This is a genomic window from Pseudorhizobium tarimense (genome assembly GCF_022968135.1).
Taxonomy (GTDB): Bacteria; Pseudomonadota; Alphaproteobacteria; order Rhizobiales; family Rhizobiaceae; genus Neorhizobium; species Neorhizobium tarimense.
On the sequence record NZ_JALJRA010000002.1, the window covers coordinates 286,817 to 311,966 of the forward strand.

The 25,150-nt window shown below is 61.1% G+C and carries 29 protein-coding genes and 2 pseudogenes; 11 read left to right on the plus strand and 20 right to left on the minus strand.

Features of this window, described 5'->3' with window-relative positions; genetic code table 11:
• The first annotated feature begins 42 nt into the window (after nucleotides 1-42).
• Complete coding sequence (locus MUU54_RS03755; protein ID WP_247242688.1) at nucleotides 43-669, plus strand: hypothetical protein; 627 nt, start codon at nucleotides 43-45, stop codon at nucleotides 667-669.
• Here the strand turns inward: MUU54_RS03755 and MUU54_RS03760 are convergent.
• From MUU54_RS03760 to MUU54_RS03780, 5 genes are all read right to left on the minus strand, one after another.
• Nucleotides 666-890, minus strand: a complete 225-nt coding sequence (locus MUU54_RS03760) for a DUF3072 domain-containing protein (protein WP_247242689.1) — start codon at nucleotides 888-890, stop codon at nucleotides 666-668. The two genes, MUU54_RS03755 and MUU54_RS03760, sit on opposite strands and share 4 nt — an antisense overlap.
• Nucleotides 891-975: 85 nt before the next feature.
• Nucleotides 976-1,200 carry a hypothetical protein gene (locus MUU54_RS03765; RefSeq protein ID WP_247242690.1) on the minus strand — a complete coding sequence of 75 codons (225 nt, stop codon included), beginning with the start codon at nucleotides 1,198-1,200 and terminating at the stop codon, nucleotides 976-978.
• 84 nt (nucleotides 1,201-1,284) lie between these two features.
• Nucleotides 1,285-2,277 (minus strand): aldo/keto reductase, encoded by a 993-nt coding sequence (locus MUU54_RS03770; RefSeq protein WP_247242691.1) that lies wholly within the window; start codon nucleotides 2,275-2,277, stop codon nucleotides 1,285-1,287.
• A gap of 14 nt (nucleotides 2,278-2,291) precedes the next feature.
• A complete protein-coding gene (locus MUU54_RS03775; protein WP_247242692.1) occupies nucleotides 2,292-2,747 on the minus strand; it encodes a GNAT family N-acetyltransferase in 456 nt (151 codons plus the stop codon).
• Between the two features lie 3 nt (nucleotides 2,748-2,750).
• On the minus strand, nucleotides 2,751-3,701 hold the full coding sequence (locus MUU54_RS03780) for an aldo/keto reductase (protein WP_247242693.1): 951 nt from the start codon (nucleotides 3,699-3,701) through the stop codon (nucleotides 2,751-2,753).
• A gap of 170 nt (nucleotides 3,702-3,871) precedes the next feature.
• Between MUU54_RS03780 and MUU54_RS03785 the strand changes: the two genes are divergently transcribed.
• On the plus strand, nucleotides 3,872-4,858 hold the full coding sequence (locus MUU54_RS03785) for a Gfo/Idh/MocA family protein (protein WP_247242694.1): 987 nt from the start codon (nucleotides 3,872-3,874) through the stop codon (nucleotides 4,856-4,858).
• On the opposite strand, the gene MUU54_RS03790 is transcribed toward MUU54_RS03785, so the two are convergent.
• Complete coding sequence (locus tag MUU54_RS03790) at nucleotides 4,855-5,226, minus strand: GtrA family protein (protein WP_247242695.1); 372 nt, start codon at nucleotides 5,224-5,226, stop codon at nucleotides 4,855-4,857. The two genes, MUU54_RS03785 and MUU54_RS03790, sit on opposite strands and share 4 nt — an antisense overlap.
• Nucleotides 5,223-6,212, minus strand: coding sequence for a glycosyltransferase (locus MUU54_RS03795; protein ID WP_247242696.1), 990 nt, complete (start codon nucleotides 6,210-6,212; stop codon nucleotides 5,223-5,225). Before MUU54_RS03795 ends, MUU54_RS03790 begins: the two co-directional genes overlap by 4 nt.
• A 111-nt stretch (nucleotides 6,213-6,323) precedes the next feature.
• Here MUU54_RS03795 and MUU54_RS03800 point away from each other — a divergent pair, with 111 nt between their 5' ends.
• Nucleotides 6,324-8,165: a hypothetical protein gene (locus tag MUU54_RS03800; protein ID WP_247242697.1), complete on the plus strand. Its 1,842-nt coding sequence runs from the start codon at nucleotides 6,324-6,326 to the stop codon at nucleotides 8,163-8,165.
• A 9-nt stretch (nucleotides 8,166-8,174) separates the two neighbouring features.
• Here the strand turns inward: MUU54_RS03800 and MUU54_RS03805 are convergent, their stop codons facing one another.
• Both MUU54_RS03805 and MUU54_RS03810 read right to left on the minus strand, forming a co-directional pair.
• Complete coding sequence (locus MUU54_RS03805; RefSeq protein WP_247242698.1) at nucleotides 8,175-8,405, minus strand: hypothetical protein; 231 nt, start codon at nucleotides 8,403-8,405, stop codon at nucleotides 8,175-8,177.
• Between the two features lie 134 nt (nucleotides 8,406-8,539).
• The gene (locus tag MUU54_RS03810) at nucleotides 8,540-8,848 is read right to left on the minus strand and encodes a hypothetical protein (protein WP_247242699.1); all 309 of its coding nucleotides are present in this window, start codon (nucleotides 8,846-8,848) and stop codon (nucleotides 8,540-8,542) included.
• Nucleotides 8,849-9,050: 202 nt separating this feature from the next.
• On the opposite strand from MUU54_RS03810, the gene xseA reads away from it, so the two are divergent.
• Nucleotides 9,051-10,658 carry an exodeoxyribonuclease VII large subunit gene (gene xseA / locus MUU54_RS03815; RefSeq protein ID WP_247242700.1) on the plus strand — a complete coding sequence of 536 codons (1,608 nt, stop codon included), beginning with the start codon at nucleotides 9,051-9,053 and terminating at the stop codon, nucleotides 10,656-10,658.
• A gap of 86 nt (nucleotides 10,659-10,744) precedes the next feature.
• Nucleotides 10,745-11,080 (plus strand): hypothetical protein, encoded by a 336-nt coding sequence (locus MUU54_RS03820; protein WP_247242701.1) that lies wholly within the window; start codon nucleotides 10,745-10,747, stop codon nucleotides 11,078-11,080.
• Between the two features lie 57 nt (nucleotides 11,081-11,137).
• On the opposite strand, the gene MUU54_RS03825 is transcribed toward MUU54_RS03820, so the two are convergent.
• The 3 genes from MUU54_RS03825 to MUU54_RS03835 all read right to left on the minus strand — a co-directional run bounded on the left by MUU54_RS03825 (nucleotide 11,138) and on the right by MUU54_RS03835 (nucleotide 13,286).
• Nucleotides 11,138-12,391, minus strand: coding sequence for an aminopeptidase (locus tag MUU54_RS03825; RefSeq protein WP_247242702.1), 1,254 nt, complete (start codon nucleotides 12,389-12,391; stop codon nucleotides 11,138-11,140).
• A 63-nt stretch (nucleotides 12,392-12,454) separates the two neighbouring features.
• Nucleotides 12,455-12,931, minus strand: coding sequence for a Cys-tRNA(Pro) deacylase (gene ybaK, locus MUU54_RS03830; RefSeq protein WP_247242703.1), 477 nt, complete (start codon nucleotides 12,929-12,931; stop codon nucleotides 12,455-12,457).
• A gap of 7 nt (nucleotides 12,932-12,938) precedes the next feature.
• Nucleotides 12,939-13,286: an ArsC family reductase gene (locus tag MUU54_RS03835; protein ID WP_247242704.1), complete on the minus strand. Its 348-nt coding sequence runs from the start codon at nucleotides 13,284-13,286 to the stop codon at nucleotides 12,939-12,941.
• Between the two features lie 168 nt (nucleotides 13,287-13,454).
• Between MUU54_RS03835 and MUU54_RS03840 the strand changes: the two genes are divergently transcribed.
• From MUU54_RS03840 to MUU54_RS03850, 3 genes and pseudogenes are all read left to right on the plus strand, one after another.
• Nucleotides 13,455-13,619: a hypothetical protein gene (locus MUU54_RS03840; RefSeq protein ID WP_247242705.1), complete on the plus strand. Its 165-nt coding sequence runs from the start codon at nucleotides 13,455-13,457 to the stop codon at nucleotides 13,617-13,619.
• 92 nt (nucleotides 13,620-13,711) lie between these two features.
• On the plus strand, nucleotides 13,712-15,145 hold the full coding sequence (locus MUU54_RS03845) for a methyl-accepting chemotaxis protein (RefSeq protein ID WP_247242737.1): 1,434 nt from the start codon (nucleotides 13,712-13,714) through the stop codon (nucleotides 15,143-15,145).
• 79 nt (nucleotides 15,146-15,224) lie between these two features.
• Nucleotides 15,225-15,775, plus strand: a pseudogene (locus MUU54_RS03850) (methylated-DNA--[protein]-cysteine S-methyltransferase).
• A 112-nt stretch (nucleotides 15,776-15,887) separates the two neighbouring features.
• Here MUU54_RS03850 and MUU54_RS03855 read toward each other — a convergent pair.
• Nucleotides 15,888-16,085, minus strand: coding sequence for a hypothetical protein (locus tag MUU54_RS03855; protein WP_247242706.1), 198 nt, complete (start codon nucleotides 16,083-16,085; stop codon nucleotides 15,888-15,890).
• Here MUU54_RS03855 and MUU54_RS03860 point away from each other — a divergent pair.
• Together MUU54_RS03860 and MUU54_RS03865 are read left to right on the plus strand one after the other, a co-directional pair.
• The gene (locus MUU54_RS03860) at nucleotides 16,055-16,549 is read left to right on the plus strand and encodes an SDR family NAD(P)-dependent oxidoreductase (protein ID WP_247242707.1); all 495 of its coding nucleotides are present in this window, start codon (nucleotides 16,055-16,057) and stop codon (nucleotides 16,547-16,549) included. The two genes, MUU54_RS03855 and MUU54_RS03860, sit on opposite strands and share 31 nt — an antisense overlap.
• Nucleotides 16,550-16,673: 124 nt before the next feature.
• Nucleotides 16,674-17,059, plus strand: a pseudogene (locus MUU54_RS03865) (VOC family protein).
• 44 nt (nucleotides 17,060-17,103) lie between these two features.
• Here MUU54_RS03865 and MUU54_RS03870 read toward each other — a convergent pair.
• The 4 genes from MUU54_RS03870 to MUU54_RS03885 are packed head-to-tail and all read right to left on the minus strand — an operon-like array spanning nucleotide 17,104 to nucleotide 19,617.
• Nucleotides 17,104-18,093 carry a saccharopine dehydrogenase NADP-binding domain-containing protein gene (locus tag MUU54_RS03870; RefSeq protein ID WP_247242708.1) on the minus strand — a complete coding sequence of 330 codons (990 nt, stop codon included), beginning with the start codon at nucleotides 18,091-18,093 and terminating at the stop codon, nucleotides 17,104-17,106.
• 21 nt (nucleotides 18,094-18,114) lie between these two features.
• The gene (locus MUU54_RS03875; protein ID WP_247242709.1) at nucleotides 18,115-18,456 is read right to left on the minus strand and encodes a YybH family protein; all 342 of its coding nucleotides are present in this window, start codon (nucleotides 18,454-18,456) and stop codon (nucleotides 18,115-18,117) included.
• A 4-nt stretch (nucleotides 18,457-18,460) separates the two neighbouring features.
• Complete coding sequence (locus tag MUU54_RS03880; RefSeq protein ID WP_247242710.1) at nucleotides 18,461-18,862, minus strand: VOC family protein; 402 nt, start codon at nucleotides 18,860-18,862, stop codon at nucleotides 18,461-18,463.
• An 11-nt stretch (nucleotides 18,863-18,873) separates the two neighbouring features.
• Entirely contained in the window at nucleotides 18,874-19,617 is a 744-nt protein-coding gene (locus MUU54_RS03885) for an SDR family NAD(P)-dependent oxidoreductase (RefSeq protein WP_247242711.1), read from the minus strand.
• Nucleotides 19,618-19,747: 130 nt separating this feature from the next.
• On the opposite strand from MUU54_RS03885, the gene MUU54_RS03890 reads away from it, so the two are divergent.
• A complete protein-coding gene (locus MUU54_RS03890; protein ID WP_247242712.1) occupies nucleotides 19,748-20,620 on the plus strand; it encodes an AraC family transcriptional regulator in 873 nt (290 codons plus the stop codon).
• 422 nt (nucleotides 20,621-21,042) lie between these two features.
• Here MUU54_RS03890 and MUU54_RS03895 read toward each other — a convergent pair whose 3' ends face one another.
• From MUU54_RS03895 to MUU54_RS24490, 3 genes are all read right to left on the minus strand, one after another.
• The gene (locus MUU54_RS03895; protein WP_247242713.1) at nucleotides 21,043-23,385 is read right to left on the minus strand and encodes a PAS domain-containing protein; all 2,343 of its coding nucleotides are present in this window, start codon (nucleotides 23,383-23,385) and stop codon (nucleotides 21,043-21,045) included.
• Nucleotides 23,386-23,523: 138 nt separating this feature from the next.
• Nucleotides 23,524-24,864, minus strand: coding sequence for a sensor histidine kinase (locus MUU54_RS03900; protein WP_247242714.1), 1,341 nt, complete (start codon nucleotides 24,862-24,864; stop codon nucleotides 23,524-23,526).
• Between the two features lie 50 nt (nucleotides 24,865-24,914).
• On the minus strand, nucleotides 24,915-25,049 hold the full coding sequence (locus tag MUU54_RS24490) for a hypothetical protein (protein ID WP_281433193.1): 135 nt from the start codon (nucleotides 25,047-25,049) through the stop codon (nucleotides 24,915-24,917).
• Between the last annotated feature and the right edge of the window lie 101 nt (nucleotides 25,050-25,150).

Below are 25,150 nucleotides of genomic sequence, written 5' to 3' on the forward strand. Positions count from 1 at the left end.
ATAGCCTGTCCCTTTCGGGGCAGGCTTTTTCATGAGGCGAGAATGCGCAAGCCGAATTCGATGAAGGGACTGGAGGATCTCGGACGCGTCAGGCTGTCCGAGAACTTTTTCTTCCGCGACTTTCTGTTTTCCGAGATTGCTGTCAGTTACGGGATTTCGAACGTGCCGGATGATCCGGATCTGGCGATCGAGGCGGGGCGGCGGCTTTGCGAGGAACTGCTGGAGCCGCTGCAGGCAACCTTCGGCAGGCTTCACCTGCGCTCCGGTTACCGTTCTGCGGCCGTCAACGAGTTCGGCAACCGCCGTGGCCTCAACTGCTCGACAAATGCCGCATCCGCGGCCGACCATATCTGGGACATGCGCGACGCGGACGGATGTATGGGCGCGACCGCCTGCATCGTCGTGCCCTGGCTGATCGACCATTGCCATGAGGAGGGTGACTGGCGGAAGATGGCCTGGTGGATCCACGACCACCTACCCTACGCCTCGCTCTGTTTCTTTCCCAAGCTCTGGGCCTTCAACATTCAGTGGCACGAGCGACCGGTGCGGCGGATCACCAGTTATGCACAGCCTCGTGGCGTGCTGACAAAGCCGGGGATGGCGAATCACGCGGGCGACCACTCGCTGCACTACCATGGACTCCCGCCGCCGGCAGCCGTCGACAGCTAGAGCTTCAGTTTCTCCTTCAGCGCATCGATCCGCTTTGAGGCTTCTGCTTTCGACAGGTTGTCGGCGAAAGCATTCGGCTCATGCGCTTGCTCGGAAAGTGTCTTCAGATAGGATGCCTGGGCGCCGGTCATCGGCTCGGCGCCGGTCACCCAGTCTTCAGGATCCTTCTCGGTGTTCGATTGCGGCTCTGCATCGAGCTTCGGGTTATGCTGGTCAACCATCGCGACCTCTTGTAGCTGTTGATGTTCGCTAAACGTTCCAGAATGGAAACCGTTCCGTCGGGTGAGGGCGGAACGGTGGGAGCTGTCATGCAGAGCCGCGTTGCGGCTTCTCGATCTCTTCGCGCACCTCTTCCTTGAGCTGTTGGCGCGGGCTGCGGCCGGAGAGGTTGTCGCGAACCCGATCCACCTCCGCATCGTCCGCCTCCAGCGGGCGACTGCTGTCGTCGGGAATGCCGGCGCCCGATTGCGCGATTGTCTCGTTGCGCGGGCGGTCGTTCGCCCCGTTGGTGATCTTCTTGTCGTTGTCCATGGTCTGCCTCCTGTTCCGGAGACAGAACAACGAACAGCCCGTTTTGTGCCCGGCCCCAATGAAAGCGAGGTCCGGCCGCGCAGGCTAGCGGTTGGTCATGGCGGCGACAGCGTCGGAATAGCGCTTGCCGGAAAACTTCTCCGGCGAAAGAAGCTCGCCCAGTGCCCTGACCTCTTCGTCGATGAGATCAATCTCGGTCGCTGCGATGTTCTGTTCCAGGTGCGGAATCTTGCGGGCGCCGGGGATCGGCACGATGAAGTCACCCCGATGCAGCACCCACGCGAGGGCAAGCTGGGCGGCCGTGACGCCCCTCTCCTCAGCCATCTCCTCCAGAAGCTTCACCAGCGACGCATTCGCGGCCATGTTTTCGGCGGTGAAGCGTGGAAGCGTGGTGCGAAAATCGTCGGCACCGAAATCCTCAGGCTTCTGCACCTTGCCGGTGAGGAAGCCACGACCGAGCGGTGAGAAGGGAACGAAGCCGATGCCAAGCTCCCGGCAGGTATCGAGGATGGCGCCCTCCGGATCGCGCGTCCACAGCGAATATTCGCTCTGCAGAGCGGAGATCGGATGCACGGCATGTGCCCGGCGAAGGGTGGCGGCGCTCGCCTCGGACAGGCCGATCGCACGGACCTTACCCTCCCGCACCAGGTTGGCCATCGCGCCGACCGTGTCTTCGATCGGCACGTCGGGATCCACGCGGTGCTGGTAGAGGAGATCGATGACGTCGACGCCGAGCCGCTTCAGCGAGGCTTCCGCAACTTCGCGCACATGCTCGGGGCGGCTGTCGGTGCCGGAAGGACGGGCGGCCTTTGCTTCGTCGCCGATGGTGAAGCCGAATTTTGTCGCGATCATCACCTTGTCGCGGAAGGGCTTCAGCCCTTTGCCGACGAGGATTTCATTGGCGAAGGGACCATAGACCTCCGCCGTATCGAAGAAGTTGACGCCAAGTTCGACCGCCCGATGGAGGGTGCGGATGGCGTCGGCCTCTTCCTGGCCTCCATAGCCGTGGCTCATGCCCATGCAGCCGAGGCCGATGGCGGAAACGGTCAGGTGCGGTCCAAGCTGTCTCGTCTTCATGGCATGCTCCTCGACTAGAATTCGATGCGGTACCGGATGTGGCCGTCGGTCTCGACATAGCTGTCGTAGAGTTTGCGGGCCGTGCTGTTGTCTTCGGCGGTGTGCCAGTAGAGGCGCGACCAGCCGTTTTCCCGGCAAAGTCCCACAAGGTCGTCGAGCAGCGCCCGCCCGACGCCTCGTCCGCGAACGGATGCATCGACGAAGAGATCCTCAAGATAGCAGTCGAGGTTCTTGATCCAAGTGCCCTCATGGGTGAGCGACAGGGTGAAGCCGACCACCCGGCCATCAAGCTCGGCCACCCGCATGAAGATCGCCGACTGGTCGCTCATCGCCTTACGCCACGTGGCGTCGGTGATCGCCAGATCGAGGGTAAGCTCGTAGAAGGTCAGATAGTCGGCCCAGAGCGCTCGCCAGGCCGCCTCGTCCTGCGGCCTTGCTGCACGGACGGTTACGTTAGATACGTCAGCCATGGCTTACGCTCCAGCCTGGTCCAGAAGCTTCATCTGGTCGTCCGAAAGCGAAAGATTTGCGGCCGCGATCATCGTTTCCAGCTGCGACAGCTTCGTCGCGCTGGCGATCGGGGCCGTCAGTGCCGACTTGCGCATAAGCCAGGCGAGCGCAATGCTCGCCGGCTCCGCATCCGTCTCGACCGCAATCTCGTCGAGCGCCGCGAGGATGCGGAAGCCCTTGTCGTTGAGATAGTCGCCGACGCGATAGGCGCGCGAGGAGCCTTCGGTGTCTTCCTTGCTGCGGTATTTGCCGGTCAGGAAGCCGGCTGCCAATGCGTAATAGCTGATGACGCCAATCTCTTTGCGGGTACAGAGATCCGCAAGCGGCCCTTCGAACTTGGAGCGGCTGTAGAGATTATATTCCGGCTGCACGACATCGTAGCGCGGCAGGCCTGTTTTGGCGGCAACATCCAGACTCTCCTGAAGCTGGTTGGCATCGAAGTTCGAACAGCCGATCGCCCGCACCTTGCCCGCCTGCTTCAGCCTGTCGAAAGCGGCCAGCGTTTCCTCGTGCGGCACCGCGTCATCGGGCTGGTGGGCGAGGTAGAGATCGATGTAGTCGGTGCCAAGCCGCTTCAGGGAAGCATCTGCCGCGTCCGCCATCCATTTCGCCGACAATCCGGTCTTCTTGCCCCTGTTGTCGTAGCCGACCTTGGTGACGATGATCGCCTTGTCGCGCGGGACGGTGCCGCGCTTCAGCCATCTGCCGATGACGGTCTCGCTCTCGCCACCCTCGTGACCCTCGACCCAGGCCGAATAGACGTCGGCCGTATCGATCGTGTTGAAGCCGGCATCGAAAAACCGGTCGAGCAGATCGAAGGACGTCTTCTCGTCTGCCGTCCAGCCGAAGACATTGCCGCCGAAGACGATCGGCGCGACGGAAAGGCCGGTACGGCCAAGAGGACGCTTTTGCATGGGATCTCCAGAAACTTGTGCGGCGAATGCCGATCTGGCGAATGTATGGCACCGGCGGCATCTGTCAAAGGATCAACGGGCGAATGCGGGAGGTGGCACATCGCCTGCGTTGCATCGGGCAATGCCCGACCCTATGGTGCGCTGCGATTCAGGTAAGGGAGAGAGATACCATGTTGCGTTTCGGAATTCTGTCGACGGCGAAGATTGGCCGGGATGCTGTCGTTCCGGCAATACAGGATGCCGAAAACTGCGTGGTGACGGCGGTCGCCAGCCGGGATCTGCCGCGGGCGCGCGCCATGGCCGACCGTTTCTCCGTGCCGTACGCGTTCGGCTCCTATGAGGAAATGCTCGCTTCCGACGTGATCGATGCCGTCTATATTCCGCTGCCGACGAGCCAGCACGTGGAATGGTCGATCAAGGCGGCCGATGCCGGCAAGCACGTGCTCTGCGAAAAGCCGATCGCTCTGAAGGCGGAAGAGATCGAGACGGTGATCGCCGCCCGCGATCGCAACAAGGTGCTGATCGCGGAAGCCTTCATGGTGACCTATGCACCGGTCTGGCTGAAGGTGCGCGAGCTGCTCGCCGACGGCGCGATCGGCAAACTGCGCCACGTGCAGGGCGCCTTCACCTATTTCAACCGCGATGCCAACAACATGCGCAACATCCCCGAGCTCGGCGGCGGCGCTCTGCCGGATATCGGCGTTTATCCGACGATCACCACGCGTTTCGTCACGGGGCTTGAACCGAAGCGCGTTCAGGCGGTAACGGAGCGTGACCCGGACTTTGGCACGGACATATATTCGAGCGTCAAGGCCGACTTCGGCGACTTCGAGGTGAGCTTCTACATCGCCACCCAGATGGCCAACCGGCAGGTGATGGTCTTCCACGGCACGGAGGGCTTCATCGAGTTGAAATCGCCGTTCAATGCCGATCGCTGGGGGGCTGAGGAAATCGAAGTCACCAACCAGAAGCATACGGAGTCGCAGATCTTCCGCTTCCAGGACAGCCGTCAGTATCGTCGCCAGGCGGAAGCCTTCGCCCGCGCCGTCGCCGGGAACAAGGCCGACGTGGTGACGCTGGAAAACTCGCTGAAGAACCAGAAGTTCATCGACGCTATCTACCGCGCCAGCACCCATGACGGCTGGGAAAAGGTCTAGCGCCTGAAGACGAAGCGCGAATAGCCGAAGAAGCTGTAGGCCATGGCGGCGAGCGACGCGAAGACGATTGCCGCCACCGGCTGCACGGGCAGGCGATAGATCACCGCGGAATAGACCGCGTAGTTCAGGAGCGCTGCGGTGATGCCGACGGCCCAGTAGCGGAAGCCTTCGACGGCAAGCGAGGAGGATGATCGGCCGAAGGTGAAGCTTCGGTTGAGAAACCATGTCGCTGCCATCGCCGCCATGATGGCCGGTATGCGTGCGAGGAAGGGACCTGCGGGCGTCAGCGCGATCAGGAGATGCGTGAGGGCGGCGTCAATGACAAAACCGGTGCCGCCGGCTAGCACGAACCATATTAGTTTCCTCATGCCGCGTCGAAATCACGCCGCCGTCCGGCCTCCGCTGTGGCAACACGCCAGGAATGTTTGGCGGTGCGGGGAAGGCCGAGATAGCAGAGTCTAAGCTGCTCGTTTCGCGCCCGCGACACCGAGTCGAGAATGACGCCCGCCGTGAAGACCAGCAGCGAGACCATCATCAGCGCCATCGACAGGATCCACGTCGGCACGCGGCTGACGAAGCCGGTCGCGACGTATTCCGCAAGCACCGGAAGCATGAAGGCGATGCTTGCGCCCATCACGGCAGCGCTGATCACGCCGAAGAAGGCGAAAGGGCGCGTCTCCTTCATCAGCATGGCGAACATCCAGAGGATTTTTGCCCCGTCACGGAACGTCGAGAGCTTGGAGTGCGAGCCTTCCAGGCGGCGGCCGTAGAGTAGTTCGATTTCGCTGACGGGAAGCTTCAACCGCGAGGCGTGAACGGACATCTCCGTTTCGATCTCGAAACCGCCGGAAACGGCCGGGAAGCTCTTGACGAAGCGGCGCGAGAAGGCGCGGTAGCCGGAGAAGATGTCCGTGAAGCCGCGTCCGAAGATTGCCCGGTAGAGAAGGTTGAAGAGGCGGTTGCCGGCTGCGTGCCCCTGGCGCCCGGCATCTGCGTGGACACCCTTCCGTGTCCCGACCACCATGTCGGCGCGCTCGCTGAGCAAGGTCCGCACGAGATCCTCGGCATCCGCAGGCGCATAGGTGCCGTCGCCATCGGCCATGATGTAGATATCGGCGTCGATGTCGGCGAACATGCGCCGCACCACATGGCCTTTCCCCTGCCGGCGCTCGCGCTCCACATGCGCGCCTGCAAGCATTGCCTTAAGTGCTGTGCCGTCGGTGGAGTTGTTGTCGTAGACGTAGATCCGCGCCTGCGGCAGGACCTGGCGGAAGCCGCGCACGACATCGCCGATCGTGGCCGCCTCGTTGTAGCACGGGAGCAGGATCGCGATGTCGAGGGTATCGGCGGGCATGACTTTCACTCGCTGCCTTTAGTTCGCCGCGGCCTGCGGGATCACTTTACTATTTCTTGGGAAGGTTAAGGCTAGGTTGCCGCCTTCCGGAAAAGAGATACCCGCTCTGCAATGACCGATGCCCTCGGCGAACGCCTCCATCAAAGCCGGACCGCCCGGCGACCGTTGTCGGACAGCCCACTCGCGCTCGCGGGCCTCTACGGCCTGGTCACTGCAGCCGTGCTGTTGGCGATGTTCCTGGCATCGGCGACGGACTATGTCGGCAGCGACAACGACGATATCATGCGGCTCGTGGAGGTGCGGGACCTCCTCGCGGGGCAGGCTTGGTTCGATCTCACGCAGTATCGGCTGGGGCTGGAGAGCGGCACGCCGATGCACTGGTCGCGGCTGGTCGACCTGCCGATCGCGCTCCTGATCAGTGGCGCTAGCCTATTCCTCCCGCAGCACCAGGCGGAGGCGGTTGCATTGGCGGCCTGGCCGCTGCTGCTCATCCCTTTCCTTCTTTATCCGCTGGGACTTGCCGCCCGCCGGCTGGCGGGGCCGGTGGCGATGCATGTGGCGCTTGGCCTCGGCAGCCTCTTTGCCGTCACCAGCATCCGCTTTCACCCCGGTGCTATCGACCACCATAATGTCCAGCTGGTGCTTGCCGCTTGGATGACGGCAATGCTGGTCGATCCGCAGCGCCGGCGTTCAAGTTACGCGATTGCAGGGGTGTCTGGTGCGCTGGCAACCGCAATTGGCGCGGAAACGGTTCCCTTCGTTGCCGCGGCCTGTCTCGTGGTTTCGCTGCAGTGGATCTGGCACGGGCATGAACTGGCCGCGCCGACGCGCGCCTTCGGCATCTCGCTCTCTCTGACCGTTTCCGCCGCCTTCTTCCTGACCGTAGCGCCGAGCGCTTATAGCGTTGTCACCTGCGACAGCCTCTCGCTCGGCTTCTATGCCCTGTCGGCGACGGGTGGTGTGCTGCTTGCCCTTGTCACCGGCGCACCGGGGTTCGGAAGCCGGTTCTTGCGGCTAGCGCTGGGCGGTGGGATCGGCGTCGTCCTGCTAGTCTGTGCACGGGCGCTGGCGCCGCAGTGCCTGGCAAGTCCGCTGGCAGGGCTCGACCCCATGCTTGTTAAGCTGTGGCTGAGCGCCGTCACGGAAGCGCAGCCGTTCACAAAGATCCTCGACAACGAGCCTCATACGTTTGGTGGCTTCTACGCCGTCGGTTTCTTTGCCATGGCCATCTGTCTCTTTCGTTCCTTGGATGAGGAGCAGCGGGAGGTACATCTGGCGCTCTTCCTGCTGATCGGGGTGAACTGGGCTATCTCGCTCGTGCAGGTGCGCGGCTTTGCCTTCGCCAACCTCATCAGCATCCTGCCTCTCGCACTCTTGATCACCGATCTGCGGCAGGGCTCGCAGAGGGATTCGGAGAATGCCAATGCGGCATTCGCCTATGTCGTGACGGTACTCGCCGGCGTTCCAGCTGTCTGGGCATTGGTCGGCGCGCTGATTGCGAAGGGCGTGGAAGAGCCGATCGGGGTGGAAGCGGTGACACAGGCTGCCGGTGCCCGGCAGGAACAGGGTGAATGTGCCGATGAACGGGACATGGCAGAGCTTGCGGCTTTCCCGACAGGTGTCGTCGCCGCCCCCTCCAACAGCGGCGCCGAGATCCTGCGCTACACGTCGCACCGGGTGCTGACGGCGCCCTACCACCGCAACCAGGCTGGTATGCTGACGGAGCTCCACATCGGTCTTGCGCCGTCGGAGGAGGCGGAGGCGTTTCTGGCGGGCGCCGGGGTGACGGTGCTGGCCTTTTGCAAGACGGACCCTCAGACGCAGATGCTGGTGGAGATGAAAAGCGACGGCCTCTATGCCGGCCTTGCGCGGGGAGATGTGCCCACTTTCCTCAAGCCAGTCGGCGGCTCGCCGGAGGGTTTCCGCTTCTACGAGGTGCGGCGGGGCAAATGAGCCGAACGGCTAGATCAGCCGCAGGCGACGAGCCAGGAGAAGACCGCAGAGAACGTTGAAGAGCCCGAGATTGTAGCCAAGGAGGGCATAGACGAGCTTGGTGAATGCGCAGGTGCCGCCGGAGACGAGGCCAGCGCCGGCAAAGGCTGCGACGATCAAAAGCGCCACAAGCGCGATGGATAAGGCGGAGCGGAGGAATGCAGCGCTCATCCCCAGCAATGTGGCAGTCAACAACAGCATCGTAAGCTCCTACGGCCAATCCTTCCGGCGAAGCTATAGCCTTCGGGCAAACAAACGCTTGCAATGGCGTCGAACGGTTTCGTGTCGATGCGTTCTGCGCTTTGTCAGGGAAGGCGGACGGCAGGCGCCGCCGGTTAAACGGCATACGGGCGAAGTCCCTGCGGCAAGGGGCCGTGCCAGCACAAGTTCAGGTGAAAACCGGGTGTCGGCGCCGTCAACGCAATCGCTTCGCCTTCGAAGCTGCCGGTCTCGATGGTTTGGTGCTGCAGCGTTCCGGTGCCGAACAGCAGATTCAGGGCGAAGGGCACCCCCTCCGCCACGCCGTCGCAAGGCAGCTTCAGCGTTCCATCCCCATTCAACGGACAGCTCACACCTGCTGCGACCAGCGCCCGAATTGCCTCCTGCTGATCGGCGAACCGAAGATGGACCGTTTCAACATGCATACATACTCGCCTTTATCTTCACGCCGTGCGCTTGCAGATGAAATAGGTCTCGCTTCGTCAGGGTCCATGCCCGACTTGCCGGCGCGCACTTCTGCGCCGCTTCGCAGGAAGGCAGGCAAGAGGCGCCAAAGCCCGTCAACTCGTCGACGAATGCGGCGTTGGGAGAGGGTGGAATCGCCTCCCGCTTGCTGTAGAAGGAAGCATGAACAGTTTCGCCGCCCGGGATTCGCAGACCAATCTTCTCGAACTGAGCGTTTTCGAGCTGTCCGGCTCGATCAAGCGGACGGTGGAAACGGCCTTCGACCATGTGCGTGTGCGCGGTGAGATTTCCGGCTATCGCGGGCAGCATTCCTCCGGCCACGCCTATTTCTGCCTCAAGGATGATCGTGCGCGTATCGATGCCGTCATCTGGAAGGGCACGTTTCCGCGCATCAAGTTCCGCCCGGAAGAAGGGATGGAAGTCATCGCCACCGGCAAGGTGACGACCTTCCCGGGCTCGTCGAAGTACCAGATCGTCATCGAGACGCTGGAGCCTGCCGGCGCCGGCGCGCTGATGGCGCTGCTCGAAGAACGGAGGCGGCGGCTGGCGGAAGAGGGCCTGTTTGACCAGGCCCGCAAGCGCCCATTGCCTTTCCTGCCACGCGTGATCGGGGTCGTCACCTCGCCGACCGGGGCTGTCATCCGCGACATCCTGCACCGCATTACAGACCGCTTCCCGGTTCACGTCGTCGTTTGGCCCGTCAAGGTTCAGGGGGAAGGTTCTGGCGAGGAGGTGGCGGCGGCGATCCGCGGCTTCAACGCGCTCGAAGGAGAGGGGGTCGCCCGGCCGGACGTCCTGATCGTCGCCCGTGGTGGGGGCAGCCTTGAAGATCTCTGGAGCTTCAACGACGAGATCGTCGTTCGAGCCGCAGCCGAAAGCCGGATCCCGCTGATTTCCGCGGTAGGGCACGAGACGGACTGGACGCTGGTTGACCACGCTGCCGACATCCGTGCACCGACCCCCACGGGCGCCGCCGAGATGGCGGTGCCGGTCAGGGCCGAGCTCGAGGCCCAGGTGGCAAGCCTTGCCGCGCGGCTCAGCGGCTGCGCCAGCCGCCAGATGGAGCATCGACGTCAGTCGGTTCGGGCTCTGGTACGGGCACTTCCATCGCTCGACCAGTTGCTGGCGCTGCCGCGCCGCCGGTTCGACGAGGCGGCCGCGGGTCTGGCGCGCGGGTTGGAGCGAACCACGGTCGTGAAGCGCCGCAGCCTGGAGCAGGCGACGGCCGGTCTTCGCCTCGACCTCCTAGCCAACCGCATCGCCGAACGGCGTCGCTTCGTCGGCGAACAGATCCTGCGCAAGGAGCGCTGCCTCGAGCGGCACATGCTGAAGGAGCACAATCGCGTGGCGCGGGCGGCAGCATCCTTGTCGGCGCTGCCGGCGCGGCTGAATTCCCAGCTGCAGCGCGAGCGCCAGCGGGTTTCATCGCTGATCCGTCATTCCGACACGGCGGTTGGGCACAGCCTGGCAAGAAGCAGGGCGGCGGTTTCCTCGCAGGAGCGGATGCTCAACTCGCTGTCCTACAAGAACGTGCTGAAGCGCGGCTACGCCGTGATCCGGGACGCCGCCGATACGCCGCTCACTCGGGCGGCCAGTGTTGCCGCAGGTCAGGCTCTGGCGATCGAGTTTGCCGACGGTCGCGTGGCCGCCACGGCCGGTGGCGACGGAAAGGTGGTGCCCCCCGCCAACGCACCGGGTGAGTCCGTAAAAAAGCGCGCAGCGCCGAAGCCGACGAAGGCCGAAGCGCCCAAACAGGGAAGCCTGTTCTGAGGGCGGCATCGCACCGTTAGATCCCAAAGCTGCAACCTAGTTCAAGTAAGGGCGTTGTGCTTGCTCTAAGGGATCAGGAGGCCGCCGTGATCAAGAAGCATATCCTTACCGCCGTGAGCTGCCTTCTCTTTGGACTAGCGATCGGCTCTCCCATACAAGCAGATCAAAGTGAACTGTCCGCGATTTTGTTTGGACGAAACTACAACGATGGCGTCATGGCCGTGGAGATTTCGCTGGGACATTGGGAAGACGAGCGGCACCCGTCCTACTTCTCCTACCCAGCTCGCATCCGCGCCGCGCAGGCCGTCGTGGCGCGTGATCCCTTGCTTTTGGATGCGCTCGTAAGACGCGGGATCGAGCCTCACAACGTGCTGTGGGTCGAAACGGCGGCCAACGGTGGCAGGATCATCTACTACCGCTGATCCGGATCGGGTGAAGGCGGCTGATCCACTCTAGGAGCAGCCGCGCTTTGTTGTTGCTCAGGCCCATTCGCCCTTGCGCATGACAGGCACCTTCATGCCGTCCGGCTTGATGCCGTCGATGTCGATCTGGTCGGAACCGATCATCCAGTCGATGTGGATAAGGCTGGAATTGCCGCCCTGCGCAGCGATCTGCTCCTGACTGAGCGATGCACCGTCGAGGAAGCACTTGGAGTAGCACTGGCCAAGCGCGATGTGGCAGGAGGCATTCTCGTCGAAGAGGGTGTTGTAGAACAGGATGCCGCTCTTGGAGATCGGCGAGGAGTGCGGAACGACCGCGACTTCACCGAGGCGCCGCGCACCTTCGTCCGTGTCGAGTACCTTGTTGAGGACAGCTTCGCCCTTGGCGGCCTTGGCCTCGACGATACGCCCGCCTTCAAACCGAACCTGGATCTCGTCAATCAGCGTTCCCTGGTGCGACAGCGGCTTCGTCGAGGAAACGTGGCCCTCGACCTTCAGCGCGTGTGGCGTGGTGAACACTTCTTCTGTCGGGATATTGGGATTGCAGGTCACGCCGTTCTTGGCCGTCGATGCACCACCATGCCACTCGTGACCATCGGCCAGGCCAACGGTGAGGTCGGTGCCAGGGCCGGTGAAGTGGAGCGCCGCGAACCGCTCTCCGTTGAGCCAGCTCGACCGCTTTTTCAGGTTGGTGTTGTGCTGCGCCCACGCGGCTACCGGATCGGCGACGTCCACGCGGGAGGCCGCGAAGATGGCGTCGGCGAGCTTGCGGACCGCGTCCTCCTCCGGCAGATCCGGGAAGACGACCTTGGCCCAGGACGGGTTTGGATAGGATACGATGTTCCAGTTTATGTCGAAGTTGGAGATTTTCTCCAGCGCCGGCTTGTAGGCCATCGAGTTCGCCTTGTTGGCGCGCGCCACTTTTGCTGGGTCCTGGCTGGCCAGCAGCATTGGATTGTCCCCGGCTATGGCGAGACGCGCGGCACCATTGGCGTAAGCTTTCGCCATACCCTCGTATAGCCAGCCGGAGGCACGGTCGAAGCTGTCGTGCGGTGCGTGGGCGTACCGCGCCAGCGTCGCCTCCTCATCCGCGTAGAAGGTGGTGATCAGGCCAGCACCGGCCAAATAGGCGTGGCGGGTGATTAGCCGCACCAGCGGCAGCGCCGCAATAGGGGCCGTGATGACAAGATCCTGGCCCGACTGGAGCTGAAGGCCAACCTTGACCGCCACTTCTGCCAGCTTCTCGAGCTTGGTTGGATCGACGGCGCTCTTGATCTCGGTCTGGATGTTCATCGTGTCACTGTCCTGTCTGCTGAAGATGCCAAGGAGATAAGGCGGTACCCGGAGCGTTTGTAGTCAGTCTGCCACAAGAGAGGCTGCAACAGCGTCGAGCACTACCTGCGCATCCCGCGGCGAAAGCCTGACCTGAAGACCGCGCTGGCCGCCGTTGATGTAGACATGCGTCTCGCCGAGCGCGGCTTCCTCGATAGCCGTCGGCACCTTCTTGCGCTGGCCAAAGGGGCTGATGCCACCGACATGATAGCCGGTGACGCGCTCGGCGTCCGCCGGTTTCATCATCTGGGCAGACTTGCCCGCAAAGGCCGCGGCCAGCTTCTTCATGCTGACCTCCCGGTCGGACGGCACGACCATGCAGACGGGCTTGCCGTCCACTTGTGCCAGCAATGTTTTGAGAACGCGGTGCGGCGCCTCGCCTATCGCCTCCGCAGCCTGAAGGCCGATCCGGTCGGCGGACGGATCATAGTTGTAGGTCACGGCGGTGAAGGCGATCTTAGCCTTCGTCAGCATTTGTGTCGCCCGCGTCGTCTTGCTCATCGCGCTCTCACGCAAAATGCGCCGCGTAGAGCTCCGGCTTGAAGCCCACGAGAATTGTGCCGTCCGCCTCCAGCACGGGCCGCTTGATCATCGACGGCTGTTCCAGCATCAGCGCGATCGCCTTCTCGCGATCGAGATCCGCCTTCACCCCGTCATCTAGTTTGCGAAAGGTTGTGCCGGCGCGGTTGATCAAGGTTTCCCATCCGGCGAGGTCGCACCAGCTATCCAAATGGGCTCGATCGATGCCTACGGCCTTGTAGTCGTGAAAGCTGTAGCCGATGCCGCGCTCCTCGAGCCAGGTTCTCGCCTTCTTTATCGTATCGCAATTCTTGATGCCGTAGATCGTGGTGGCCACGTGAGGTCCTCCGCAAAGGCGCAAAGGGATACCAAGGCGGGTGGCAGGTCGGCAAGCCTTGACAGGGATCAGTTTGGGCCATGCGCTTTGGGCATGGCTTGGCTGCGTCCTTGGCCGTTGTGAGAAGCCAGGCGCGGGCCCACATTATGCCCAACAAAGGAGCACATCATGTCGATTCCCCGTCCGCGTCTTTCCTCTGGCTTCATCGGCCGCGCCTTCGCTGTGTTCGGTGCTGCAGTAAACGCGTCGAGCGCCGTTGAAAACGGCCGCAGGCCGGCGAAGCGCGATCTTGCCACCCTCGGCATCGATCCCAAGGCGTTCGACCAGATCTGACCAGGATCGCTCAAGTTCTGCGCAGCGATAAGGTTTGTTAACGCTGTTATCGCATCATCTCCTGATATAGGGGAGGTGGTGCGGTGGCTGCGATTGCTCAAAGTCTCGAAGATGACGTGCTGCCGGGAGTTCCGGTGGCGGATCCGCTGGCGCTTCAGGCGTCTGTCGGCAAGCTTGCCCTCGAAGCCTCCGATCTTGGCCTTCATGTCGTCGATATTGCCGGCACCATACAGGACACAGCTGCGCAGTCTTCCGAACACGCGGCCCTTCTCTCCCGTCTCACCCAAGCTGCAGAGGCCATCGCGGAAGCCAATGGTGAGATCGCACGCTCGCTCGGCGAGACCGACAAGCTGGCGGCAAGTGCCCGGCAGGTTCTGGGCGAGCAGTCACAGCAGCTAGACGGCTCCGTCGCTGCCATCGACCACATGGTGACCGCGTCGCAGGAAATCGGCGAGGAGATCAAATCGTTCTCCACCGCTCTCGCCGATGTGGGGCGGCTGGCGGATGCAATCGGCACAATCGCGCGGCAGACCAATCTTCTGGCGCTCAATGCCGCGATCGAAGCGGCACGAGCCGGCGATGCAGGCAAGGGGTTTGCCGTCGTGGCGGCCGAGGTGCGTGCCCTTTCGCTGCAGACCTCCCAGACAACCAGTTTGATCCAAAGCACGCTCGAAGCGCTTTCAAGCCGGATCGACCGCCTGATTGCCGCCGGCTATGGTGCGCGTGTTTCCGCCGAAGGGGTGAAGAGCACGGCAAAGGACGTCCAGGGTTCCTTCAAAGATGTCGAGGACGTCATGTCTCAGATCCTCGACAGCGCCTCCTCGCTTGCATCCACCACCGAAGTCGTCGACCGCCAGTGCAGCGAGTTCGCAGGCTCGATTGCCACCGCGGCAAACGCTATCCTGAAGTCGAACGACAAGCTGCAGGACACGTCTGTCCGTGTGGGAGAGGTGGTTGCGATCTCTGAACGCATCATCCAGGCCACCGCAAGTTCAGGTGCCGAAACGCCGGACACGCCTTACATCCGCGCGGCCATGGCCGTTGCCGCCGAGGTCTCTTCTGCGTTCGAAGCCGGGCTCAGGTCGGGACGCATCGACATGAACGCCCTGTTCGATCGGCAGTACCAGCCGATCAAGGGTAGCGACCCCGTTCAGTACATGACGCGGTTCACCGAGTTCACCGATGCCGTCTTGCCCGCCATTCAGGAGAAGGCTGCGTCGAGTGACGAGCGGATTGCCTTCTGCGCCGCCGTTGACGAGAACGGTTACCTTCCCACGCATAATCGGAAGTTCTCGCAGCCCCAGCGCCCGGGCGACGTGGACTGGAATACTGCAAACTGCCGCAACCGGCGCATCTTCAAAGATCGGGTCGGGCTGTCGGCCGGGCGCAACGCTGAACCATTCCTTCTGCAGACCTATCGGCGTGACATGGGTGGCGGACAGTTCGTGCTGATGAAGGATATCTCCGCCCCCATCACCGTCAACGGCCGCCACTGGGGCGGGTTGAGACTGGCCATCCGCGTCTAGGATCTTGAGCCAACGAGCGGGTTGAAAGCGGCTTCAGATGGGACGATTCTCTCCAAGAAGGGAGGATCACCGCGTGGCCATGCACCGCTATTATGTATTCGGCACGACGGCCGGCTTCTGCGCGATTGCCTGGAGCAATGGCGGCATCAGTCGTTTCCAGCTGCCGACGAAAAGTGCCGAGGCAACCGAACGTCTCATGTCGCGCCGCCTGCCTCAGGCCGCGCCAGGCGGTCAGACCCCCGAACTCAGCAGCGTCATCGAAGCCGTACGCCGATACTTCGGCGGCTTTCAGATCGAGTTCTCCGATCTGGCCCTGGATACCGCCGATCAGGACGCGTTCTTCCGCGGGATCTATGCCCCACTTTGCCGGGTGGGCTGGGGCAAGACCACGACCTACGGCGATCTGGCGAAGCAGCTTGGGCCGGCCCGGAAGCGGCGCGGCGGGTCGGCCAAGCCATGGCCAACAATCCGATACCGCTGATCATCCCCTGCCACCGCGTGCTGGCCGCCGGCGGCAAGCTCGGCGGCTTCTCGGCCCCCGGCGGGTTGGACGCCAAGATGCGCATGCTGGAGTTGGAGGGTGTGCGGCTTGGCGCCGCCGATCCAGCACAACAGGCTTTTGCGTTCTAGCTGCGGTAAAGGGGATAGGGAAGAAGAACCACCCTGAAGGCCCGATCAGGTCCTATAGTTCTCCTCGGAAACCCGCCAGCACATCGGCAACGAGCTCAGGTGTCTCTTCAGGTCACCAATGGCCCACCCCCTCCAGATGCTCCATTTTCGCGCCCGAATGCCGCGCTGCCCATTCGTGCTGTTCCAGGGTTCCGCTGGCCCGCCCGAAGTCATCGACGGCGATGAGCGCCAGGCCGGGGCGCTGTGCAGCCTTCGGAAGAAGCTGCCCCGCTTCTACCATTGCCGGCTGACGTGCCGTCGTCGCCAGCATCCGCCTGCTCACGCGGCGGCTCGCAAGGCAATGAAAATCCAAGCGATCATTATGAATCAGGCCCTACCCTCGTCGCCAATGCCGGCGGCGGTGTCCATGCCCCTCTCGGGAAGATCACCGAGGCGGCCTATGACCAGCAGTTCGATACGAACGTCAAAGGCATCGTCTTCACCGTGCAAGGCGCCTTGCCGCTCATGCAGCCTGGTTCGTCCATTGTCATCGTCGGCTCGACCGCCTCTATCGATCCCGGCCCGACCATGAGCATCTGTGGGGCCACCAAGGCGGCGGTGGGCAATCTCGTCCGTAGTTGGGTCAGCGATCTCAAGGGCAGCGGGATACGTATCAACATTGTCAGCCCAGGCCCGACGAACACGCAATCGCTGCGGGATGCTTTTGGCGAGCATGCGGAAGAAGGCATGGCCTTCCTCAAGAACAATAGCCCGATCGGTCGCATCGGCGAGTAGGAGGAAATCGAGAGGTCGCCGCCTTCCTGGCAAGCGACGCAGCCAGCTACGTCAACGGCGTCGAATTGTTCGCCGATGGCGGCGCTTCACAGGCTTGAAAGGAACGACGATCATGACTACCGATATCATCAATCACGTCGAGTTTCCCGTCACAGAGGTGGAGCGTGCGCGCCGATTTTACGAAGCGGTTCTGGCGCCGCTCGGGCTGACGCTCGTCATCAGCATCGATCCGGACCGCACGCCCCATGGCGCCGCGCGACACGGCTTCGGGAAGAATGGCTATCCAAGCCTATGGATTCACCAAAAGAGCGGGGAGAGGCTCCCGATCCATCTCGCCTCCACCGCTGGTGACAGGGCAACAGTCGATGCGTTTCATGCCGCGGCACTTGCCAATGGCGGAACCGACAATGGCGCCCCCGGAATCCGGAGCGCTATCATGACCACTATCACGCAGCCTATGTGCTCGATCCCGACGGCAACAATATCGAAGCCGTCTGCCAGAGGGCTTGAAACATCGCCGGCAAGGCGATTGACCAGGCCCTCTGTGATCTCGGCTAAAGATCAATGATCCGTGTGTCGGCGATGGTTTCGGCAAAATCATTGCCGAACAGCCCGGCAGGTGTCTGGAAACCGCATCGAACCTCACCGGCGAGGACACGCTGGGCTGCCTCCGCCGCGGCCATGGCAGTGAAAGTGTAACCGTTCACTGTGTCGAGCCGCGAGCGGACCACGGTTCCATCCGCGTCGGTGATTTCAACGTCCGCATGATAGCGGCTCGCTTCGCGTTCCTCAAAGCTGGGGCCGGCAGGGAGATCCTTGACATCTCCGGTCGGAAACGCGCCGGCTGAAACGTGAACAAAGGTTTCGATGTCGGACACGCCGGTCGCATGATGGATCGTGACGAGGTCCGGTAGCGTCACGGGGAAGGACGATTGCGGCCCGCTTCCGAAATCAAAGTCACGCAGTTCGTCCGGGCTGCGCGTCACGAGTTCACCGTCAACGAGATGAAGCGTCTCCGTCACGATAGTCTGGCTCGCGCTGGTGGCTGACCCCCTCGACATCGCACCTGCAACATGAAGCGCGATGCTTATCTTGCGGGGATCCCTGACCCGTGCGACGGCATGACCGGCGAGACTGCCCAACATCGCGACGCTTCCACCGCTTCCCGGCAGAAGCATGACCCCGGCCGCGCGGGCCCGGGCATCGAGCGCCAGGGCCTCGCGGTAGGTATCGAGTTCCGCAGAGAAATCGAGATAGTGCGTGCCGGCACGGATCGCGGCAGACATCAGAGGCTCGGCCGTGTTTGCGAAGGGGCCAGCGGCGTTAAGCAGTACACGAATGCCGTCGAGGCCGGTCGCGACGGCATCTGGGTTGTCGAGTGAGAAGAGCCGGATACTTGCGCTGAGGGAGACCGCCATCGACGCAAGCGTCGTGCGGTCTTTCTCACGACCTGCAAGAACGAGGTTCAGTCCAGCGGAAGCGGCATGCTCCGCTGCCATGCCACCGGTATAACCGGCGGCTCCATAAATCATAAGCGTGTTCATAGAAGATCTTCTTTTCTGTAATTACTCGAGGTCGGCGTCGATGCGCGTGATCAGCCCGTCGTCATTGACCGTGATATCGAGCAGGCCGATCTCGTGGCCGAAGTCTCCGGTGAAATCGACCCGTACGCGGCCTTGTGTTTCGTTGATGGTCTCGATTGAGAGACAGCGGGTGACCGTGTGATAGCCGATGAAATACCGCTCGACGTAATCGCGGATGCCCGCGTGACCCTCGAAACGATGACCCGTCGATGGATCGTCGATCACCGCGTCCGGCGTGAACATTGCTGAAGCAGCATCCACATCGAAGGCATTGGTGGCGGCAATCAGCGCATCCGCGACGGTGCGCAAGGTGGTCGCGCTCATGGCATCAGCTCCCATGCTGCCAGCTCTTGAAAACGAATTCGAGGCTGTAGCCGTCCAGGTCCCTGACTTGCGCCGCATAATAGCGCGGATCGTAGTGAAGCTGCGGACCCGGGGCGTGGATCTCGGTGGCGCCGGCCGCCAAGGCCTCGGCATGGGCGGCGTTCACCATGGTTTCGGAATGGGCAACAAAGCCGACATGCACGGCGCCGGGCGCAGCCGCACCTTGCCTCAGCCAGAAGAACATCCGCCCGTTCGCACCGAAGCCTTTGAGATCGGGATGACCTTGCGGGCCGTCCTCGCCGTCGTAATCGAGGCGAGCGGTGATCCCAAGGAGCGGCAGCACCTTCTCGTAAAAGGCCACAGAGCGTGCGGTGTCGCTCACGGTCAGGAAGATATGGTCGAGCATGTTCGGTCTCCTCAGATGATGTAGCCGCCGGCGACTTCGATGTTCTGGGCGTTGATCCAGCGGTTGTCGTTCGACAGAAGGCTGGCAACCATGCGGCCGACATCGTCCGGTTCGCCGACGCGCCCAAGCGCCGTCTGCCCGGCGAGCATCGCTTCGAATTCTTGCGTGAGGCCTCCGCCGAGTTCGGTTCGGATCGCTCCCGGAGCAATCGAGTTGGCGCGGATGCGGCGCTCGCCAAACTCCTTGGCCATGTATCGGGTCAGGACTTCGAGCCCGCCCTTGAAGGAAGCATAGGGTGCCACGCCCGCAGTAGCGACACGACTCGTTGCGCTCGTCACATTCACGATGTGACCGCCATCGGCCATCAAGGGAAGCAGAACCTGCGTGAGGAAGAACGGCCCTTTGAGATGCACGCGGAACAGGCCGTCGAACTCGTCTTCGGTCACGGTCGTGATGGGATTGTAGAGCCCGTATCCCGCATTGTTGACGAGGAAGTCGAAGGTCTTGACGGCCCAGCCCTTTTCCAGTGCTTCGCCCACTGTGTCGCGAAACGCCGGCAAACTCGCACTATCGCTGACATCAAGCTCGAGAGCGATGGCCTTGCCGCCGTCAGCCTCGATCGTGCCGACAACCGTCTCGGCAGATTGTCTATTGCTGTTGTAGGTGATGATGACGTCCATGCCGCGTCTGGCGCATTGGGTTGCGATGCTGGCGCCGAGGCCGCGGCTTCCGCCGGTGATGATGACGATACTCATTGGTGCTCCTTCGATTGGATGACCAAGTGATAGTCGCGCGCCGCACCTCCCGCTCTCACGATCCTCTTCGAATCTTGCCTATTTCTGCTTTTCCGTTGAATCCGCGCCGTCCGTGTGAAACAACAACTTCATGGACACACAGCTTAAGGAACTCAGGCAATTGGCGTCGCGGGCGGAGAACCGTCGCACGGAGACAGGCATTCCGCGCGTCGCCATGGTTCAGGGCGAAATCCCGGAGCATCAGCTTTCCGCTGTCTACGAGCCCATGGTCAACCTGATCCTCACCGGATCGAAGACCATGACGGTCGGCGATCGCGCGTTTCGCTATGATCCTGCGACCTATTTCGTCATGTCGGTCGATCTGCCGGCGGTCGGTTCTGTGCATCCGTCTGAGGATGGCGAACCCTATCTCGCCATCAGCCTGACACTCGAGCCCGCGATCGTTGCAAACCTGCTGGCGGATCTGCCTAAACCTGCCGGAGGCCAACTCTACAGTCCCGGATTCTCTGTCGCGCCCGTGATGCCCGAACTGCTTGATACCTGGCTGCGCATGCTGCGCCTGATCGAGCGGCCGGACGAGATCGCCGCCCTGGCGCCGGCTTATGAGCGCGAAATCCTCTTCCGGGTGCTGCAGGGTCCTCTCGGCTGGATGCTGCGCGATATCGCCACCCCCGATACCGCGCTTTCACGGATCGGCATCGCAATTCGATGGATCAGGGAAAACTTCGCCAAGCCGTTGCGTGTCGAGGCATTGGCAGAGATGGCGGCGCTCAGTGTCTCCGCCTTCCACCGTCACTTCAAGGCTGTGACAGCACTCAGTCCCCTGCAGTACCAGAAACATGTGCGCTTGTTGCATGCGCGCTCCCGCCTCATCGCAGGAGAGGGCAACGCCACATCGATTGCCTTCGGCGTCGGTTACGAAAGCCCGACGCAGTTCAGCCGGGAATACGCCCGGCAGTTCGGCTTGCCGCCTTCTAGGGACGCGGCGAGGCTTCGAGCTTGACTTGCCTCGCCGCTCCCCGCCGATTGCCGTCGAATCTACGACCCGTCACTCCCACTCTAATATTTATTTCTGCCCTAAGAATCTGACAAAGTTAGAGAAAAAAAGAACTAAGCCGGGAATATGCCGTCAAAGGTAGAGTCAAAAACATAGCCTTTTGATTATGCTGGCTTTTCAAGAGCGGACCTAACTGAAAAAATTATGTGAATTATCGACATCTATCGGCCGCTTCGTAGTAAGGCATAGATCACAAACGTCGGATCTGACGCCCGGACAAAGTACCGTCAAAACCGGCAAAATCGATACGCCCACCTCGATCTCAGAGTGCCGGCATCAAGCATATTGCATGGACGAGAGAGGTTGAGAGGGTGAAGTTCCTCGGGAAGAGCGTTACATCAACCAGAATTGCCACAAACTTCCGGTTTTCAACAATCAGCACTTTTGGCCGGGCTGCATCTTGATGAGTGCTCTCTCGTTGAAGTCGTAGGTCCATCGTTCGGTGCCGCCGCGCAGCTATGATCCTGCAATCGGAACGCAATGTCGCAGGTTAGCCCATCAACGGCATAATTCACTGTTACATCTCCGTTTAGCTCCCGCGCAAGCCCCACTTCCAGCAGTCGCGATCCGAAACCGCGGCGACTTGGCTTGCTTACCGGGGGGCCGTCCTTCTCTTGCCATTTCAACCGTAACCTCAGAGGCCTCCCTCTGTCAGGAAGCAGCTCCCACACCAGTGAAACAGTCCCCTTATCCAGCGACAGGGCGCCGTGTTTGAGCGCATTGGTCGCTAGTTCGTGCAAAGCCATAGACAAGGAAAGTGCCTCTCGTGGCGTCAGCCGAACCTCAGGACCATCTGTCGTTATGCGAGTCCCGGCTGCCTGGAACGCTGAAGTCGCTTCATCAATGATGTCATGTAACCTGGCGCTCTCCCAAGTCTCTTTGGTCAGCACATCGTGCGCTCGAGACAACATGATAAGCCGGCCTTCGATGCTGCTTCGCGCTTCTGCGGGATCTGCCTCGTTCCGCAAGCTTTGAGTGACGATGGACTGGACCGTCGCCAGTGTGTTTTTTACTCGGTGGTTCAGTTCATCAATCAGAATGCGTTGCTGCTGCTGCGATCGCTTCTCGGCGCTGATGTCGCGTACTTCGATAATGGTTCCTACTGTCTTGCTCTCGGCATCCTGTATGGGACTGGCTGTAAACGCGACCGGATAAAACGTGCCATCCTTGCGGATAAAAATGTCTTCTCCGATAGTCTGGTGGCGTTCCGGAAAGGCTCGGTCTATTGGGCAGTCCTCGATCGGGTAGGGAGATCCATCCGGACGAGTGTGATGAATAAGGCTGTGAAGCGTACGACCTTCAGCTTCAGCTAGGCTGAATCCGGTTAGCTTCTCGGCCGCAGCGTTCATGTAAACGCATTCCTGCTGATCATTCATAAGAAAAACCGACACAGAAGCGTTATCCAGTACAGCATTTAAACGCCGCTGAGTTTCGTGAAGTGCGACCTCGCTATGCTTGATCGAAGTGATGTCCCGCGAAACTGAGAGAAGCCTTTCAACCTCTCCATAACGACCGTGAATTGGTGTGACCACGACGTCCCACCAACGCGGCGTACCCTTCATTGTAAGTGTAGGGCCCTGAAACCTTGCGGTCCCACCGGCGAGAGCAGTCTCGACAGCTAGTTTTGCGTCGAGGTGCTGAGGACCTGACCAAAAGTCCCGCCAATCACAACTCTTAATGGCGCCGAAATCGTCGACCTCCATCACCTTCATTCCGCCTTCGCTCATGAACTGAAGCTGAGCTTTGGTGTCGAGAACTTTAATGCAGTCGGTGGAGCTTTCCAGGATACGTCGCGTGAATTCTTCGCTTGAGCGGAGGGCTTCCTCGGTTCGAATGTTCTCAGTCACATCGAACCCCTCTACGAATATGCCCGTAACCAATCCCGCCTTGTCTTTCACCGGCTGATAAACGAAATTGAGGTAGAGTTGCTCAGGTTCATTGCCATGGGGCAAATTCAGCTGAACTGGAACGGCTCGTCCGACGTAGGGAGTACCTGTCCGAAAAACTTCATCAAGCAGTTCGTAGAAGCCTTGGCCTGCTAGATCAGGAAGAGCATCTCGCACCGTTTTACCGATGATGTCTCTTTGCCCGATCAGTCGAGTATAAGCCTCGTTGGCGAGTTCGAAGATATGATTCGGGCCGCGCAGCATAGCCATGATTCCGGGTGCCTGCTGAAAAAGCTGGCGCAGACGCTCCCTTTCCCCACGACCTTGCTGTTCCGCTAGAACTTTGCCGGTTGTTTCTGTAACGGCGCAGAACAGCCCGTTCACTTCACCAGCATCACCTTTTATTGGTGTATAGGAGAAGCTGAACCACGCCTCTTCCTCAAAGCCGTTGCGCTGCATGGGGATGCATAGATCCTCCACCCACACAGCTTCCCCTTCCAACACACGCTCAACAAGCGGCCTTATCTGTCTCCAGATGTCCGACCAGACCTGATAAAAAGGCTGCCCAAGTGCGTGTGGGTGTTTTTTGCCGAGAATCTCGGTGTAGGCGTCGTTGTAGAGAAATGCGAGCTCCGATCCCCAAGCAAGAAACATCGGTTGTTTGGAGGCGAGCATCAGATCCGAGTACAGGCGAAGCGATGTCGGCCAGCCATCAACAGCACCAAGCGCTGAGTTGCTCCAATCATGGACCCTGATAAGCGACGACATCTCGCTCATGCCAATCTCAGACAACGGAGCAAATCTCTCAGTGGCAAACTTGAGCAATGCAATTATCCTAGATGGGGTGGGCTATACGAGGCAGCCTCGCAGAGGCGGGACAGCACGTAACTCTCTCTGCCACCGATTGGTTCCCCCGGTTCTGTCACACCATGCACGGATTGCACCGCCACGTGGAGCCTAGAGTTAAAGCGGCACCTCAAAGGTACATCTCAATCCATCCGACGCAAAAGCCAGAATTGCAGAGCCGTTCATATCTCTAGCGAGGCCCCCTTCCAAGAGGCGTGTGCCAAATCCCCGACGAGTAGGTGGGGTAACGCCGGGCCCACCACTCTCCTGCCAATCAAAGCGGAGCATCGAACCACTTCTCTCAACATCCCAGGTAACTGCCACCTGACCTCCGGGCACCGAAAGAGCTCCATACTTGATGGCATTAGTCGTGAGCTCCTGGATTGCCATGGCGAACGAGAGACACACCCGGGGCGCCAGCGACACCTCCGGGCCAGAAACAGCGAATCGCTCGCTAAAATCAGCGTACGGTTCCAGCGCTTCGGCCACAATGTCGCTCAGAACGGCGCTCTCCCAATTTCTACGGGTGAGAACATCGTGAACGCGCGACAGCGCCATCAGCCTCTCGCCGACCACCTGGGTTGCTCGGCTTGGATCTGGGTAAATTCTCAGGGTCTGAGCCACAATGGAATGAACGGTTGTGAGCGTGTTCTTTACCCTGTGGTTGAGCTCATGGACGAGAAGCGCCTGCTGGCGCTCTGCCCGTATTCGATCAGAGATGTCGCGAACCACGCGAACTGCGTACAGTGGTCGATCGGCGCTGTCTCGAATAATGGATCCCGATAGTTCGACGCAAACTTCCTGTTTGTCCTTGCGGATGTACCGTTTCTCCAATGTGTAATTTCCAAGCGCACCTTCCACTTGTTGCCGAAAGTTCTCGAGGTCGACGGCGAGGTCATCCGGGTGCGTGATGTCGGAGAAGGTGAAGTTGAGGAGTTCGTCAGATGTGTACCCGGTGATTCTGCAAAGCTCTTCATTCACCCGCAAAAAGCGGCCCGTCAGATCAACTTCCGAGATGCCGACAAAAGCGTGCTGGTAGGTGGCGGCCAGGCGTTGCTCGCTTTCAAGAAGTGCGGCCTCCGCCGACTTGCGCTCGGTAAGGTCTCTAAGATAGGCGACAAACCTGGGATTACCCTCGACTTGTATTACTTCGATAGCCAGCTCCACCGGAAAGCGGCGGCCAGCAGAATTGATCGCCTCAACCTCGATGCGCCTACCCAGCACCGGCCCCTCACCCGTCGCGAGGAAGTGCTCCATGCCGTCCCTGTGTGCTTCTCTGAGTTCGGGCGGGATGATCAGCTCGGCCAGATCTCGTCCCATGGCCGTCGACCTAGGATAGCCGAACGTGCGCTCTGCTGCCGGATTCCACTCAATCACTCGACTCTCGTGATCAGCCGCAATGATCGAGTCCAACGCAGCTTCGAGAATGGCGCGGTGCTGCGCCCAGTCTTCTGTCATGCTTCTTGAGGCCTCCTTAAGATGATAGACATGTGCTCCGGGTAGCTGGCTCACTCCAGGAGAACGTCAAAGCCCATATCGCGGCTTTCGTCGAGCACTACAACAAGGCAGTACGGTCGGACGATCAAGCCTCCCACGTCCTGTTCGAACTCACCGTCGTTGAGGCCCACCAAGAGTAAGTTCAAGCGTTTCCTCCAGCTCTTTCGCCAAAAAGGGTTTACTCAACACTGGAGATCCGGAGAGCTCAGAAGGGACGCCATTTTTTCCGTAACCGGTACTGAACAGA